The following is a 14,728-nucleotide window of genomic DNA, read 5'->3' on the forward strand; positions in this document are numbered from 1 at the left end:
CCGTGCGGGTAATCCGGAAGATCAATCGGCGGCAGGTTGTCTACGCGATCGCTACGGGGTTGCTGACCGCTCTGGTCGTGCTCGGCGTGACACAAAGCCGGGTGGAGACGGGGATCGACTCGTTCCTGCCCGCGCGAGACCCCGCTGTTTCTGAGTACGAAGAGCTCAGCACGTCGTTCGGCGGCGATCCTGTTGTCGTCCTGCTGGAGACCGAGCAGCCGCATCAACTCTTCGAAAAAACGCAGCTGATGCGGCTGCTCAAGCTCGAGGGGGACCTATCCCGATTGTCCGGGGCGGCCGGCGTGTACGGGCCCGCAACCACACTGAACCAGATTGCGGGCCGGGCGCAGGAGCTCATGGCGGAGCTTTCCGGACGGCGCGATGCCCTGCAGGCGCGTGCCCGGAGCAAGGCTCGACAGGCGGGCAAGTCCGACGGAGAGGTCGCGGCAGCCGTTGAGCGTGCGACCCGGAAGTTCGACAGGCGATACGGCCAGCTGCTCGTTCAGTCCTTGCCCACGGGGCTTCCGACCTTGAGCAACCAGTCGTTCGTTAGCTCGGTGCTGTTCACACCGGACGGCGAACCTCGACCTCAGTGGAAGTTCGTCGTGCCTTCGGAAAAGGCGGTGGCAATCCACGTCCGGCCTCGGCAGGGGCTTGAGCAGTCGGCGACGGACGAACTTGTCGCGAGTGTGCGCGCCGCCGTGGGGTCGGCGGAGGTTGACGTCAGCCGGGTGACCGTGTCCGGGGTCCCGGCGCTGGCCGAAAAGCTGGGTGAGAAGGTTCGGTATGAGGTTCCGCTACTCGGCGGAGCAGCTCTCCTGGCGGTAGGCCTGTGCTTTCTCATCGTGCCGTGGCGAAGACGGCGATCACGTCTGCTTCCGCTCGTCAGTGCATTGGCGGGGACGGCTGTGACCGTGTCGGTGTTCGGCTGGCTCGATCGCCCGCTCTCGCTGGGCGTCGTCGCGTTCCTACCGGTACTGCTCGCGGTTGGCAGCGACTTCGCAACCTATCTCACGCAGCGGGCGCAGCGGAGGGTGGTGCTGGCGGTAGCGTGCGCCACATCCGCCAGCTTCGGCGCGCTTGCGATCTCGCCCGTGCCCTTCGTGCGAGACCTCGGCATCGCACTGTCAATCGGTGTCCTGCTTTCGTTCGTTGCCGGGTTGCTCCTGGCCGCACGGTTCGCTGGTCAGGAGAATCGTTTCGAACAGTCGGTGCCTCGCACCGCCGGTGAAAGCCGTGTCGCTACCACGCGGCGGAAAGTGCGGTCCCGGCAAGTCGCGGCTTTGTTCGCCGTTGCCGTGATCGCCATCGCGGGATGGGCGATGCTACCCAAGCTCTCGGTGCAGAGCGATCTCGAAGACCTGGTCGACGGCCTTCCGGCACTCACTCAGGCCGAGCACGTCGAGCACGTTCTCGGTGCTTCGGGGGAGATTGCGCTTGTGATGCACGGTGACGACGTAACCTCTCCGGAGGCGCTGGCATGGATGCGCCAGGCGCGAGACATCGCCGTCACCCGGTACGGCGATCTGATGCACCCGGGCCTGTCTGTGCCCGAACTACTCGGTTTCCTGGGTCCTTCCCCCAGCCCAAAGCAGATCGAGGCCGGGGTCCGTCTACTGCCGCCGTATCTCAGCGGTGCGGTTCTCCGACCGGACGCACGGGAAGCAGTGATGTACTTCGGCGTCGACTTCAACGACGTAGCCGGGCTGGGCCAGCTACGTGACGGTTTGATGGACCAACTACCGCCCCCGCCTCGGGGCTACGAGGTGGAGTTGACCGGGCTGCCGATCCTCGCCGCCCGAGGCTACGAACTGGTCTCCGACAACCGCTACCTAATCAACGGGGTCGGTATCGCCGCAGCGGGGTTCGTCCTCGCCCTGGTGCTTTCCCGGCGAAAGGATGCCCTGCGTGCGGTCACCACTGCGGTCCTGGCCACCGGCGTGTGTTTTTTCGCCCTGTGGCTGACCGGGACATCGTTGAGTCCTATCACCGTGGCGGTCGGCCCCCTCGTCGCCGCAGTCGGTTGCGAATTCACAGTCCTACTGTCAGAGGCCGTTCGACGGCGCGATCGCAGGTTGCAGCAATCAGTGATGTTGGTAGCCATGGTGTCGGCGGTCGGCTACTTGGTTCTGGGACTTTCCGTGCTCGCGGCGATCCAGCAGTTCGGGCTACTCCTGGCCGCCTCCGTACTGCTGTCACTGGTGACCGCGATGGTCGTGGTGTCGGCGACCACAGCCGGGGAGCAGCGGCCCACGCCGCCCGGGAATGCGCTGAGCTCCACCCCGTCGGAAGCGTTAGAGGGAGTCACGCGATGAATCTGAGGTCAATCCTTACCGGGGTCCGGAACGTGCCGCACCGCATCCGATCGGCGCAATTCCTCCAAGGGCGCCGGACTCGCACGATCTTGGTATTGGTGGCCGTACTGGCTGTCGTTGGTGGGAGCGCCGGCGGGTTCTACTGGGTTCATGCGGTCAGCCTTCCCAAAAACGCGGCGCTCCGTTACAACGATCGCGTGGTCACTGTGGACGAACTGGATCGTCGAGTGGACACGCTGAAAGCTCTGTACGGAGTTCAACCACCGGATCCTGGCGACAAGCAGAAATCGAACGCATTCCGGCGCGACATGGCCAAGGCGATAGCTGTCAGCATGATTCTCGACGACGCCGCCAAAGAACGTGGAATTGTCATCGCAGGCAAGACGGTGCGCGACACGTTGACCAAGTTCATCTCCGAAAACATCGGTGAAGGACCTAGTGCCCGCGCTCGTTTCGTCCGTGCACTGGGAACTACGGGGACCTCCGAGCAGGCTGTGCTCGATGAGATACGGCGGCAACTTGTGTCGGTCAGCTTGTTCGAGGATATAACTCAGGGTCTCTCAGTAAATGACAGCGAGGTCGCAGAGGCGTTCAAGAATAGGAAAAAACAACTCGGCAGGCCCGAGCGTCGAAAGATACTCAACATCGTGGTGGGGACAGAAGAGGAGGCCAAGGCTATCGTCAGCGACTTACGCGCCGGTTCGTCGTTCGAAAAATTGGCGAGAGAGCGAAGCCTGGACGGTGCGACCCGGGGTGACGGCGGAAACCTCGGGTTAGTGAGCGCCGGGCAGTTGCAGGACGAGTATGCCGAAACCGCGTTCAACGCCGAGCCAGGTAGCATTTTCGGTCCGGTCAAGGCAGAACACGGTTGGAATGTCGGCAAGGTGAAAAAAGTGCTGCCGCCGGCAGAAGCGTCATTGGCGGAAGTTGAGGAACCTCTGCGGCGCACACTTGAGATGGAGAGGGCTATCGAGAGGTGGCGGTCCTGGCTCGGGGAAGAGATCAAGAACGCGGACGTCGAGTACGCGGAGGGCTATCGGCCTGCCGCTCCTGACGCGCCGCCAAGCCACACCCCGGGCATGTCGCCGCGGTGATGGCCGAGTTCGCGGTCCTGACAGCGACCGCCGTAATCCTCTACCTGCTTGGCCGGTGGGGTCGTCGCAACGCTGTTACCTTAGCGGACCAGACGACGCTGCCGGAGGTGGAACGTAGGCGCCGTGCACACGTCTTGTGGCGCGGCGGCGTCGCGTGCCAGGTGGCGGCAGCTGTGTTCCAAACACTGGCGGTGTCAGCACTGCTGTGAGTGCATGCCGACCAGGTGGAATCGGGTACCGCTTGCAGCTCCGGAACGAGCTGCGCCAGCGGAATACCCGCATCCGGCCTGACAGGGTTTCCGCGGCGCGTTGGTCGGCTTCGGACAACCATGCGGTGTATACCCGCAGGGTGGTGGTGCCTCCGCCGCCGTGGCCGAGTCGTCCGGCGACGGTGCGGACGTCCACGCCAGCCGCGAAACTGGTAGAGAGCATTGTTCCGGCGTTGCGATTTGCCCTTTTTGATCTTGGATGGTGTGTGGCTATTCGCAGGGTTGGTGATTGCGGGTTCGGGCGAGTTCGGCGGCGTAGCGGTTCCAGTCGCCTCCGGCTTGGTGCATCCATTTCGTGGCTGTGGTGGGGTGCAGGTTCAGCAGGTCGGCGAGCACGGCGGCGGGGACTTGCGCTGCCAGGTCGAGCAGGGCGGCTCGTCGGCCGGCCTGGGTGGAGATGCCGAGCGCGCGTAGCCGGTGCGCCAGATGGGAGGCGGTGATGGGCCGGCCGGGCAGCCCACCGGGAAACAGCCAGGGCGTCTGGGCTGGTGAGCCGATCGCGGTATGGGGCTTGCCCTCGGCGATGAGCCGGAGCAGCAGCTCACCCAGCGGTTCGGGGACCGGGACGTCGTGCTGGCCGAAGCGGACGAACACGTCTGGGCCGCGCTGGCTGACCTGGTCGGTGGTCATGACGGCGATGCGGGATTGCTGCTGGCCGAATAGCAGCAGGAAACAGCCGGCGACCCGGTCGATGGTGGCGAGGTGATCGTCGTGGAGCAGGGTGGCGACCTGTTCCCATCGCTGATCGGCGGCGGTGGCGGTGCCGGTGCGACGCTCGGGCTCGGCAACGGTGAACTCGTCGCAATGCCGGTGTTCGGCTGCCCAGAGGACGAAGTCCCGCACGTGAGAGGCCGCTGGATCGGTGGTGAGCCACTGGTCGATGTCGGCCTGAGAGCAGTCGGCCAGCGTAGTGTCTTTCGCGGCGAGCCAGGTCAGAAAGGCGACGGCGGCCTTGATGTTGTTTCTGGCGTGGGCGGTGTAGGTGCGTGGCGCTGGCCGGGCTTCGGTGCCGCGGCGCAGCCGCCGCAGCACCCGCCAGGTGGCGAAGGCCTGCACGAGCCGCCGATGCTCGGCGATGTCGATGGTGGCGAGCAGGGCGGCCAGCCATTTCTCGGTGCGGGCCAGTTGCTCGTCCCGGGGTGGCAGGACGCCGCCGGCGACGAGCATGTGCCGCAGGTAGTCGGCGGCACGGGCCTGCGGGTGGGTGTCCAGGGCCTGGTGGCTGGCCGCCAGGCGCCCGGAGGCGACGTCGGCGAGCAGGCTCGCGGCGGCACCCTGGCGCAGCCAGTTCAGCGCGGCGCGTGGGGTGCGGGCCGCGCAGATCGCCTCGAACACGGCGGTCAGCTCGGCCGGGACCTGGCCGGTGCCGCCGGAGAGCAGGTGGGCGGCGCGGCGGCGCAGGCTGCAGGCCGCGCAACGGTTTTTCTCGTAGAGCTTGTCCTCCATACCGCAGTCGCCGCAGGCGTGGGTGACCGGTATCCCGGCGCAGTCGGCGCAGGTGGTGGCGCCCGGCCCAGGCGGGAAGACCAGCCGTCGCTGGTTCCCGCACCCCGCGCAGCGTCCCCGATGGCGCAGCGCCGCGGTGTAGCAGGGGTCGCACACGGGTCCCTCATCCCAGCGGACCGTGGGTGGGCGGTCGTGGCCGCAGCGGGCGCACGTGGCGGTGGCCCGGGGTGTGCACGTCACGCAGATCGGCGCGTCACTGGCGGCGAAGTTGCATTCCCGCCGCTGGCCGCACACGCTGCAGACCGCGTGCGGCATCCGGTAGCAGTTCACGCAGATGTCCGGCTGGCCGTCGCGAGCCCGCGCGGCGATCGAGGTGATCTTGTGACAGCGGCCGCACTTGCGCCGCCCCCGTTCGCGTCGGCGGCACCGCTCGCAGATCGCCTCGCCGGTGTTGGTGCGACCCGCGACCGGTTTGACCATGCCGCAGCGCACGCACTCGGCGGGGTTGGCGTGGTGCGCGCACCGAGCGCACATGCCGCCGCGCTCGGTGACGCTCAACGGTCGCCCGGTGCGGCCGCAGACCGCGCACCTCGGCTCGGTCACGGTGGTGGCGCCCCGAGCGATCAGCTCGGTGACCAGCCGCCCCACCGCGGGTGGGGCACCCTGGGCGAGTGCGTCCGGGTTGGACTCCAACGCTGCGGCCAGGCTGCGCCACACCGCAGGGTTGGTCGCGACCGCATCCACCGCCGCCGCCACATCCTGTGTGGACAGTGATGTTTCGACCGCGCTCACCCGGGCGATGATCTGCTCGCGCCGGCAGGGCGAGCAGATCCGGTCCGGGCCCGCGGGCATCGCGTGCCCGACCGGGCAGCGGGATGTGCCGGTCACGTCCTACTCCGCAGGCACAGGCAGGATCCGGGCGCGGCGGGGCCGCGGCCGCTGTCCCTTCGGCGGGGCCGCCGCCGTCGTGTTCTTCGCCGACGCAGGGACCGGTTCGATCAGGTCGTCGGCCCGGCAGCCGAGGATGTCGCACAACGCCACCAGCACGGCCAGGTTGAGCCGCTCCGGGGTGCCGGTCACCAACCGATACACCTGCTCTCGGGACAACCTGACGCCGCGTTCGGCCAGCAGCGGCACCAGGTCGGTGGTGGCGAACATCCCGGCCTCGGCCATCAGCCTGCGCAAATGCCACACGTACTCGATCTTGTTCGTCATCGCTCGCCGTCCCCATCCTTCTCGTAGGCGCGGGCCAGCGCCGCCTTGAGCATCCGGTTGCGGGCATCGGCGCCGACCGTCGTGTACACCGCTGTCGTGGACGCCCACGAGTGTCCTACCTGCTGCTGCACGAACAGCGGGTCCGTGCCGTCCTCGATCAGATGCGACACGTACGAGTGACGCAGCGAATGCACCGAAAGATCATCCGGGAGATCGGCCATCCTGCGGAACTGGGCGAAGCGGTCATCGATCTGGCGCAGCGAGATCCGATCGCCGCGTTCGGTCAACCACACCGCCGGATGCCGGTCACAGCCGTAGAGGGTCGCACCTCCTCCAGGTACTGCCGGACCGTCTCGGCCGCCCACGGCACCACCGTAGCCACCGCCCGCCGTCGCGGCGGGCTGCCCCGCATCGCCTTGCCGTAGCGGACATGCAGCACCCCGAACCCGCCCAGCTCCGGCGCGGCCGGGTTGACCGCGAAATCGGCCACGTCCAGCATCGCCGCCTCCCGGCGTCGCAGCCCCCACCCATAGACCACCTTGAACAAGCAGGCATCACGGAAGGTGGCCAGCCATCCCTTACGCCGCGACGCCGCCGCCCGCTCCACCCGATCATCGGCGGCATCGAAGAACGCCTGCAACTCCTGCCGGGTCAGCGGCCGACGCTGCGGACGACCCTCCGAGTCGGCCACGTGCACGGCCATGTTGTCCTCGTGGCACACCTGCACTGGCCGAGCACCGACCCGCTGCTCACACTCGGCGATCCAGCCATAGCGCGGATCGCAGGCATAGGCCAGGAACATCGCCAGCGCGCCCTGATAGGTACGCACCGTCGAGTGCGCCCAGCCACCCGCGGCCGTCCACGCCTCCACCTGCGCCGACGTCCACTGCCACGGCCAGCCGGCGACCTCCGCGAACCGGCGCACCACCCGTTCCCGGCCATCGATCAGCGAACCGCTCAACCGACGGCTGGCCTGCTGGCGACGCCAGCCCTCCAGCATCGCGTCGAACAACGCCGGCTCTGGCCGCAACGGCGTCGTCCCATCGACCAGCACCAGCGCCGCCGAGCCCACCGCTCGCTCCGCCACCCGAAACCTCCCACACACAAGCCGTGACTAAACGCAACAGATCAACACTCAGTGCAACAGAAATGGATGACGCATCGTGGCACCAGACGCAACCGGCGACCTTCACACGCAGGTCACACGGCGTGTCCGGCAAACGCTGCACCCGCCTCACCAAGACGGCCGTGACCAGGAATCCCAGGTAGGCAGCCTTCACACAAACCGCGGAATGATGCATCAAATGCAATTCCGCTCATTTTCAGTTCGGTGGCCGAGTAGTGGCGCAGCGCGTGCAGGTGCGTATCGATGCCGAGGCGCTGTACGAGCCCCCGGTACCGCTGCGTGACCGTGTCCGGTCTTTGTGGCACGCTCCCGTCCGGCGCAGGGGAGAACACGAACGCGTCCTCGGACAGCTCGATGCCCAGTGCTTCCGCTCGAGCTACGCACCGCTGTCTGTGCTCAACCAGCAGCTCCACCGTCTGCTCGTCCAGGGTGATCCGACGATCCTGGTGCGTCTTGGTGTCGGTCTCCCAGATATCCCGACCGTCTTGCGCGATCGCCTTCTGCATGTGCAGCACTTGGTAGTTCGAAGTCAGGTGCCGCCACCGGATCGCGCATGTCTCGCCGCGTCGGGAGCCGGTCACGGCCTTGAGCCAGACATGGGTGCCCCAGTCGACGTCGTCGCGCCAGGCGCGGTTGATGATCGCCGCGGTTTCCTCTGGCCTTGGTGGTTGCGGGTTTGCCCGGGAAGGTGCTGGGGCGTCGGAACTGTCGATGGGACTGACGCTCACCCATCCCCATCGCACTGCCTTCTTGTAGGCCCCGGACAGGAGGTAGTGGATTTGCCTGATCGTGTTCTCCGCGAGCCCCTCGCACTCGTGAGGCTTGCAGCGCGTGTCGCACTCGTGTGGGCGCGGAGTGCGGTGATCGATGAGTCCCTTGGCGCCTGTGCAGTGACGGCGGCACCGCCGCAGCTCGGCGTTGAGTGAGTCGACGATCTCACCGTCTACCCGGCCCGCCCTTGTCTCGCCGATGAACGGGCGAACGTGGTTTTCAGCAAGCTCGTAGTAGCGCTTCTTGGTCTTGCGTCCGACTTTGCTTCGCTCGAGATAGCGATCCAGGAGCTGGTTGACCGTCGCGTTGGTCTTCGGGTGCCGATGCTCGTTGACCTGGTGCACGAGCCGAGTGAGCACCCGCTGCGCTTCTCGGTCGGCGTTCTGGCCTGCGGGCACAATCTCGGTGAGGTCGTAACGTTTCTTAGTAATCGGATCTCGACCGGCGAAGACACCCACACGACGGGCTCCGCTGGGAAGCTCATCGATCGTGCCACGACTGCGCTTCCCAGCGTTCCGCCTCGGTTTCGAACCTGCCGACACGCGGTGAGCGTACGACGATTCGCGTCACAAGTGGCGTCATGCCACGGGTGGCGTGTCGTAGGTCAGCGACGTTTCCCCTGGTCACACCTTGAGCCGACAAGGGGACTCGAACCCCTGACCTACGGTTTACAAGACCGTTGCTCTACCAACTGAGCTATGTCGGCATGGCCGGAAACCCGGTCCATCATCATCGTATGTTGCCACGCCGGACTGCTCGACGGACCCCCTCCTGGCAGGCTTGTGAACGCTTCACGAAACAGCGCCGAAGCGACCTCGAATGGCTGTGACGAAAAGCACCACTGGCCCCTGCAACAGTCAGGCTGCCTGCACCGATGCCTTGCGGGATATTCAGTGAGGAGGTGGCAACATGAAGCTCTCCCCGCGCAGGCGCGGCGCGCACGTCAAGCGGCGTGCGTGGCGGGTGCTTGAAGCGCCGTCGGAGGCCCCGACGGACGACACCGGCAAGGCGACCAACGGCAGGAAGGGCCCGCTGCGCGCCTGGGGCATTCTCGAAGCTCCCATGCGCGAGCAGCCGAGTCCGGTAACGGACATGGCCATGGGGCCGGAGCTGCCCGATGATGCCACCGTTCACTTCGCGCTCGAACTCGCCCTGCGTATCGGCGAGGTCCAGATGGCGACCGGGGCGGGCGCTTCCGATGTGACGGCGACGATCCTCGCGGTCACCTCGGCGCTCGGTCTGCCGCAGTGCGAGGTCGACGTCATCTACACCTCCATCACCGTTACCTGCCACCGGGGCACCGAGATGGCGCCGGTGACGGCAGTGCGTGTCGTGCGTACCCGCAGCCTTGACTACAGCAGGCTCACCGCTGTCGAGGAGCTGGTCAAGCAGATCACGAGGGGCCAGATCAGCGCGGAGGACGCCTACGCCGAGTTGCGCAGGGTCAACGCGGCGCCGCATCCTTACCCGCGCTGGGTCGCGACGCTCGCGCTCGGTGGAATGGCGGCGTCGGTCACCGTCTTCATCAACGGCGACCCGGCGACGGCGGCACTCGCGTTCTTCGTCAGCGCGTTGATCGACCGCGTCGGCAGAGTATTGAACCGCTACGCCCTGCCGATGTTCTTCCAGCAAGCCGTCGGCGGACTGATCGCGACGCTGATCACCATGGCGGCCGTGAGCAGTGACATCGGTGCCTTCCGGTCACCCAGCCTCGTCGCCGCCGCCGCGATCACGGTGTTGCTCTCCGGGCTCGGCACTGTGACCGCAGTGCAAGACGCCATCACCGGCTACAACGTCACGGCGGCTGGTAGATCGATGGAAGTCGCGCTAATGAGTGCCGGGCTGATCACGGGCATCGTGATCGCGTTGCAGATCGCGATCGCACTCGGTCTTGAGCGCACCCCGTTGCCCGACTTGCCAGCGCCAAAAGCGATCGCGTTACCCGTCATGATGCTCGCCGGCGCGGGGACCGCTGGCTTCTTCGCGCTCGCCAGCTATTCCCGGGTGCGACCGCTGCTGGTCGCGGCCGTCGCCGGCATGGTTGGCGCGGGAACTTACGGTGCCATCCGGTTCTCCGGTGGGGACGCCATCATGGCGACGGCGATCGCGGCCACGTTCGTCGGCTTCTCAGGCGGTTTGCTCGCCAGGCGGCTGCGGGTGACGCCGCTGGTCGTCGCCGTCTCAGGCATCACGCCGCTGCTGCCGGGACTGTCGACGTACCGGGGGCTGTACGAGCTGGCCGTTTCCCCGGCTGGTGACATCACAACGCTGATGAAGGCCATCGCGCTCGGGCTGGCGCTCGCGGCTGGCGTCGTCCTCGGCGAGTATCTGGCACAGCCGGTACGGACCAGGCTGGGCAGGCTGGAACGCAAACTGGTCGGCCCGAGGATGGCGGGGCCGCTGAAGCCAGCCAAGCGCAGGTTGGACTAGTGGCATTGCCGCGAGAGCACTCCCATCCTCGCCCACGACAAGTAGGCTCGGAGCCGTGAGCGATCCGGATTTTCTCGTCGTTGCCAACCGGCTGCCGGTCGATCTGGAACGCGCTGCGGACGGTACGCAGCGCTGGACGCAGAGCCCCGGTGGTCTGGTGTCCGCGCTTGAGCCGTTCCTGCGCTCCCGCAAGGGTGCGTGGATCGGCTGGCCTGGCGTACCCGACGTCGAGGTGGACCAGTTCGCCGATGACGGTCTCATCCTCCACCCCGTCCCATTGACCTCCGCCGAGGTGCGCGACTACTACGAGGGCTTCTCCAACGCGACGCTCTGGCCGCTGTATCACGACGTCGTGCAGCGGCCGGTGTTCGACCGGCGCTGGTGGGACGCCTACGTACGGGTGAACCAGCGGTTTGCCGACGCCTGCGCGAAGATTGCTGGGCAGGGCGCGACGGTGTGGGTGCAGGACTACCAACTGCAACTGGTGCCGAGCATGCTCCGGGAGCTGCGGCCCGATCTGCGCATCGGCTTCTTCCTGCACATCCCGTTCCCGCCGGTCGAGCTGTTCATGCAGCTGCCGTGGCGGGCGGAGCTGGTGCGCGGGTTGATCGGTGCGGACCTTGTCGGCTTCCACCGGCCTGGTGGCGCCCAGAACTTCCTGTGGCTGGCCGGACAGCTGATCAGCCTCGAGCCGAGCAGGGGCGCGGTCGGGGTGCGCTCGCGTCCCGGCCACGTGCAGGTGGGTGACCGTACCGTGCGGGTAGGCGCGTTCCCGATCTCCATCGACTCCGCTGGCCTGGACGCGCTCGCCCGCACGCCGGAGGTCAGCAAGCGGGCGTCGGACATCCGCGAGTCGCTTGGCAATCCACGCATCGTGCTGCTCGGCGTGGACCGCCTCGACTACACAAAGGGCATCGACCTGCGGTTGCAGGCGTTCCAGGAGCTACTGCAGGACGGTCTTGTCGCCCCGGAGGATGTCGCGTTCGTGCAGTTGGCGACACCGAGCAGGGAGCGAGTCGAGCACTATCAGCGGATGCGCGGTGATATCGAGCGCATCGTCAGTCGCATCAACGGCGAATTCGCGACCGTAGGCCATCCGGTCGTGCATTATTTGCACCAATCGGTTGGCCGGTCAGAACTCGCGGCGTTTTTCCGGGCGTCCGATGTCATGGTCGTCACCCCGTTGCGAGACGGGATGAACCTGGTGTGCAAGGAGTACGTGGCCTGCAAGCATGACCAGAAGGGTGCGCTGGTCCTGTCCGAGTTCGCTGGTGCGGCGGCCGAGCTGACCAGCGCGTTCTTAGTCAATCCGCATGACCTGGACGGGGTGAAACGCGCCTTGCACACTGCTATTACCCTCGACCCAGCCGAGGGCCGTCGCCGGATGCGTGCTCTGCGGCGTCAGGTCCTCACTCATGACGTCGACAGGTGGGCTCGCTCATTCCTAGACGCGCTCGGCGCGTGACGGCCGTCGCGCCGTAAATTGGGCCATAAGCTTTCGTACTTTATCGATTTCGTTGGAGGGGCGTTGACCGCCGAGGCACTTCCCGCGGACCTGCGCCGCGCCATCGTGCACATCGCACGTACTCCGCGGCTGCTCGTCGCGTGCGATTACGACGGCACGCTCGCTCCCATCGTGGAGAACCCCGACACCGCGCGCCCGCTGCCGGAATCGGTTGGCGCGATGCGCTCGCTCGCCGCGTTGCACGAGACGACGGCCGCGGTGATCTCGGGGCGGGCGCTACGTGATCTCGCCACGCTGTCCCGCTTGCCCGCCGAGGTGCACCTCGTTGGCAGCCACGGGTCCGAGTTCGACATCGGCTTCGTGCACGAACTCGACGCGAACGCGCGCGAACTGCACCGCAAGCTCGAAGTCGAGCTTGACCGGCTCGTCGACGGCGTGCCAGGGGTGTCGCTGGAGATCAAACCGGCCAGTGTCGCGGTGCACGTGCGCCGCGCCGATGCGGACGACGCGCGTCGCGTGATCGAGGCCGTGCACGAGGGGCCGTGCCGCTGGGACGGCGTCACCGTCACCGACGGCAAGGCGGTCGTCGAACTGTCTGTCGTGCCGACCGACAAGGGCAGGGCGCTCGACATCCTGCGCCACCAGGTCGGCGCGACCGCCGCGATCTTCCTCGGCGACGACGTCACCGACGAGAAGGCGTTCGTGCGACTGTCGGGGCCGGATCTCGGGGTGAAAGTCGGCGAGGGCGAGAGCATCGCGGAGTACCGCGTCGACACCGCCGACGATGTGGCGACCGTACTGGCGTTCCTGCTCGAGGAACGGCGCACCTGGCTCTACGGTGAGCAGGCACCGCCGATCGAGCGGCTGTCCATGTTGGCGAGCGAGCGGTCGGTGGCACTGCTGACGCCGGACGCGCGGCTGACGTGGCTGTGCCATCCCGGCCCGGACGCTCCCGCCGTGTTCGCTGATCTGCTCGGCGGGCAGGGCGCGGGACACTTCTCGATCGGTCCCAAGCACAACGGCCTGCCACTTGGCCAGCGCTACCTGCCCAACACCATGACCGTCGAGACGCGCTGGTCCCGACTGCTGGTCACGGACTATCTGGAACCGGACACCGCGGCGCACCGCACCGACCTGGTGCGCGTGATCTCGGGTGAGGCCGAGGCATCGATCGTGTTCGCGCCGAGGCCCGAGTTCGGCGGTGTGCCGGTACGGCTGCTGCGGGAACACGACGGGTTGCGGGTGCTCGGCACCTCGGAGCCGTTCGTGCTGCGTTCGCCGGGCGTCGATTGGACCGTCACGTCGGATGGCTTGCACGACACGGCAGAGGCCGTGGTGCGACCGACACCGGACGAATCGGTCGTGCTTGAGCTGCGTTGCGGTACGACTGACCTCGACAGGCACGATCTGCCCGAGCTGGAGCGCAGGCAGCGGGCAGGCGCCTACTGGAGCGACTGGGCGGCGACGCTGAAGGTGCCCGAGGTGGAGCCGGACCTGGTCGTCCGCTCCGCGCTGACGCTGCGTGGGCTTGTCGACAAGGAGACAGGGGGCGTGCTCGCCGCGGCCACGACATCGCTGCCCGAGGAGATCGGTGGTGTCCGGAACTGGGACTACCGGTACTGCTGGATCCGCGACGCCGCGATGACCGTGCGGGAGCTGGTCGCGCTCGGCTCGATGTCCGAGGCGGAAGGGTATCTGCGCTGGTTGCATGGCGTGCTGACCACGCTCGCCGGTCCAGAGCGGTTGCACCCGCTGTACACGCTGACCGGCAATCAGATCGGCGCCGAGGCTGTGATCGACTCGCTGCCTGGTTACTCTGGCTCGCGGCCGGTGCGCGTCGGCAACCTGGCGAACCACCAGGTGCAGCTCGACGTCTTCGGTCCGGTGGTCGAGCTGGTCGTCGACCTCGCCGAGGTGCGAGGAGAGCTGCACGACGAGGACTGGCAGATGGTGCGCGCGATGGCCGAAGCCGTCGACCGGCGCTGGTTCGAGCCGGACCACGGCATCTGGGAGGAGCGCCACGTGCCCCGGCACCGCGTGTACTCCCGCGTGATGTGCTGGGTGACGATCGACCGCGCGATCAAGCTCGCGCAAACCTACGGCAGGGAGATGCCCGCCAACTGGCCCGCGCTGCGGGAAGCCATCGCCGCCGACGTCCTCGAGCACGGCTGGAACGACGAGGTGCGGGCGTTCACCACCGCCTACGACGGCGTCGACCTCGACGCTGCCTCGCTGTTCGTGGGGCTCGCCGGGCTGATCGACCCCGCCGACGAGCGGTTCCAGTCGACGGTGACCGCCATCGAGGCGGAGCTGCGCAGCGGCTCGACGGTGTACCGGTACCGCCGCGACGACGGCTTGCCAGGCGGTGAAGGCGGCTTCCACCTGTGTGCGGCGTGGATGATCGAGGCGTACCTGCTCACCGGACGTCGCACCGAGGCGCAGGAGCTGTTCGACCAGCTTGTCGATGCCGCTGGCCCGACGGGGCTGCTGCCCGAGCAGTACGACCCGATCGCGGAACGCTCGCTCGGCAACCACCCGCAGGCGTACTCCCACATCGGTCTCATCCGCTGCGCCACCCTGCTGTCGCGGTAGCCGCG

10 protein-coding genes and 1 tRNA gene are annotated in these 14,728 nt (G+C 67.2%); 5 read left to right on the forward strand and 6 right to left on the reverse strand.

What is annotated here, in order from left to right; all coding sequences use genetic code 11:
• Nucleotides 1-2 precede the first annotated feature (2 nt).
• Together ACFQGD_RS04650 and ACFQGD_RS04655 are read left to right on the forward strand one after the other, a co-directional pair.
• Entirely contained in the window at nt 3-2,315 is a 2,313-nt protein-coding gene (locus ACFQGD_RS04650; protein ID WP_345402067.1) for an MMPL family transporter, read from the forward strand.
• Nucleotides 2,312-3,409, forward strand: coding sequence for a peptidylprolyl isomerase (locus ACFQGD_RS04655; RefSeq protein WP_390221014.1), 1,098 nt, complete (start codon nt 2,312-2,314; stop codon nt 3,407-3,409). Before ACFQGD_RS04650 ends, ACFQGD_RS04655 begins: the two co-directional genes overlap by 4 nt.
• 479 nt (nt 3,410-3,888) lie before the next feature.
• Here ACFQGD_RS04655 and ACFQGD_RS04660 read toward each other — a convergent pair whose 3' ends face one another.
• The 6 genes from ACFQGD_RS04660 to ACFQGD_RS04685 form a co-directional block, all read right to left on the reverse strand.
• Nucleotides 3,889-6,012: a hypothetical protein gene (locus tag ACFQGD_RS04660; RefSeq protein WP_345398947.1), complete on the reverse strand. Its 2,124-nt coding sequence runs from the start codon at nt 6,010-6,012 to the stop codon at nt 3,889-3,891.
• Nucleotides 6,013-6,015: 3 nt separating this feature from the next.
• On the reverse strand, nt 6,016-6,339 hold the full coding sequence (locus tag ACFQGD_RS04665) for a helix-turn-helix domain-containing protein (protein ID WP_345398950.1): 324 nt from the start codon (nt 6,337-6,339) through the stop codon (nt 6,016-6,018).
• A complete protein-coding gene (locus tag ACFQGD_RS04670) occupies nt 6,336-6,626 on the reverse strand; it encodes a tyrosine-type recombinase/integrase (protein ID WP_390221015.1) in 291 nt (96 codons plus the stop codon). The genes ACFQGD_RS04665 and ACFQGD_RS04670 overlap by 4 nt, the downstream gene beginning before the upstream one ends.
• Complete coding sequence (locus ACFQGD_RS04675; protein WP_390221016.1) at nt 6,623-7,426, reverse strand: site-specific integrase; 804 nt, start codon at nt 7,424-7,426, stop codon at nt 6,623-6,625. The genes ACFQGD_RS04670 and ACFQGD_RS04675 overlap by 4 nt, the downstream gene beginning before the upstream one ends.
• 113 nt (nt 7,427-7,539) lie before the next feature.
• Nucleotides 7,540-8,694, reverse strand: a complete 1,155-nt coding sequence (locus ACFQGD_RS04680) for a site-specific integrase (RefSeq protein WP_390221017.1) — start codon at nt 8,692-8,694, stop codon at nt 7,540-7,542.
• Between the two features lie 175 nt (nt 8,695-8,869).
• Nucleotides 8,870-8,942 (reverse strand) — tRNA-Thr (locus ACFQGD_RS04685).
• 203 nt (nt 8,943-9,145) lie between these two features.
• On the opposite strand from ACFQGD_RS04685, the gene ACFQGD_RS04690 reads away from it, so the two are divergent.
• The 3 genes from ACFQGD_RS04690 to otsB all read left to right on the forward strand — a co-directional run bounded on the left by ACFQGD_RS04690 (nt 9,146) and on the right by otsB (nt 14,723).
• Nucleotides 9,146-10,666 (forward strand): threonine/serine exporter family protein, encoded by a 1,521-nt coding sequence (locus tag ACFQGD_RS04690; RefSeq protein ID WP_345399622.1) that lies wholly within the window; start codon nt 9,146-9,148, stop codon nt 10,664-10,666.
• A 55-nt stretch (nt 10,667-10,721) separates the two neighbouring features.
• Complete coding sequence (locus ACFQGD_RS04695; protein WP_345399625.1) at nt 10,722-12,131, forward strand: alpha,alpha-trehalose-phosphate synthase (UDP-forming); 1,410 nt, start codon at nt 10,722-10,724, stop codon at nt 12,129-12,131.
• Nucleotides 12,132-12,194: 63 nt separating this feature from the next.
• Nucleotides 12,195-14,723: a trehalose-phosphatase gene (gene otsB, locus ACFQGD_RS04700; RefSeq protein ID WP_345399628.1), complete on the forward strand. Its 2,529-nt coding sequence runs from the start codon at nt 12,195-12,197 to the stop codon at nt 14,721-14,723.
• Nucleotides 14,724-14,728: the final 5 nt, after the last annotated feature.

The sequence above is a fragment of the Haloechinothrix salitolerans genome (genome assembly GCF_042662605.1).
GTDB lineage: Bacteria > Actinomycetota > Actinomycetes > Mycobacteriales > Pseudonocardiaceae > Haloechinothrix_A > Haloechinothrix_A salitolerans.

What these genes read in the sequence shown, in the direction of transcription:
- ACFQGD_RS04655 (WP_390221014.1), top strand. Translation starts at nt 2,312, where the DNA reads ATGAATCTGAGGTCAATCCTTACCGGGGTCCGGAACGTGCCGCACCGC.
- ACFQGD_RS04665 (WP_345398950.1), bottom strand. Translation starts at nt 6,339, where the DNA reads ATGACGAACAAGATCGAGTACGTGTGGCATTTGCGCAGGCTGATGGCC.
- ACFQGD_RS04690 (WP_345399622.1), top strand. Translation starts at nt 9,146, where the DNA reads ATGAAGCTCTCCCCGCGCAGGCGCGGCGCGCACGTCAAGCGGCGTGCG.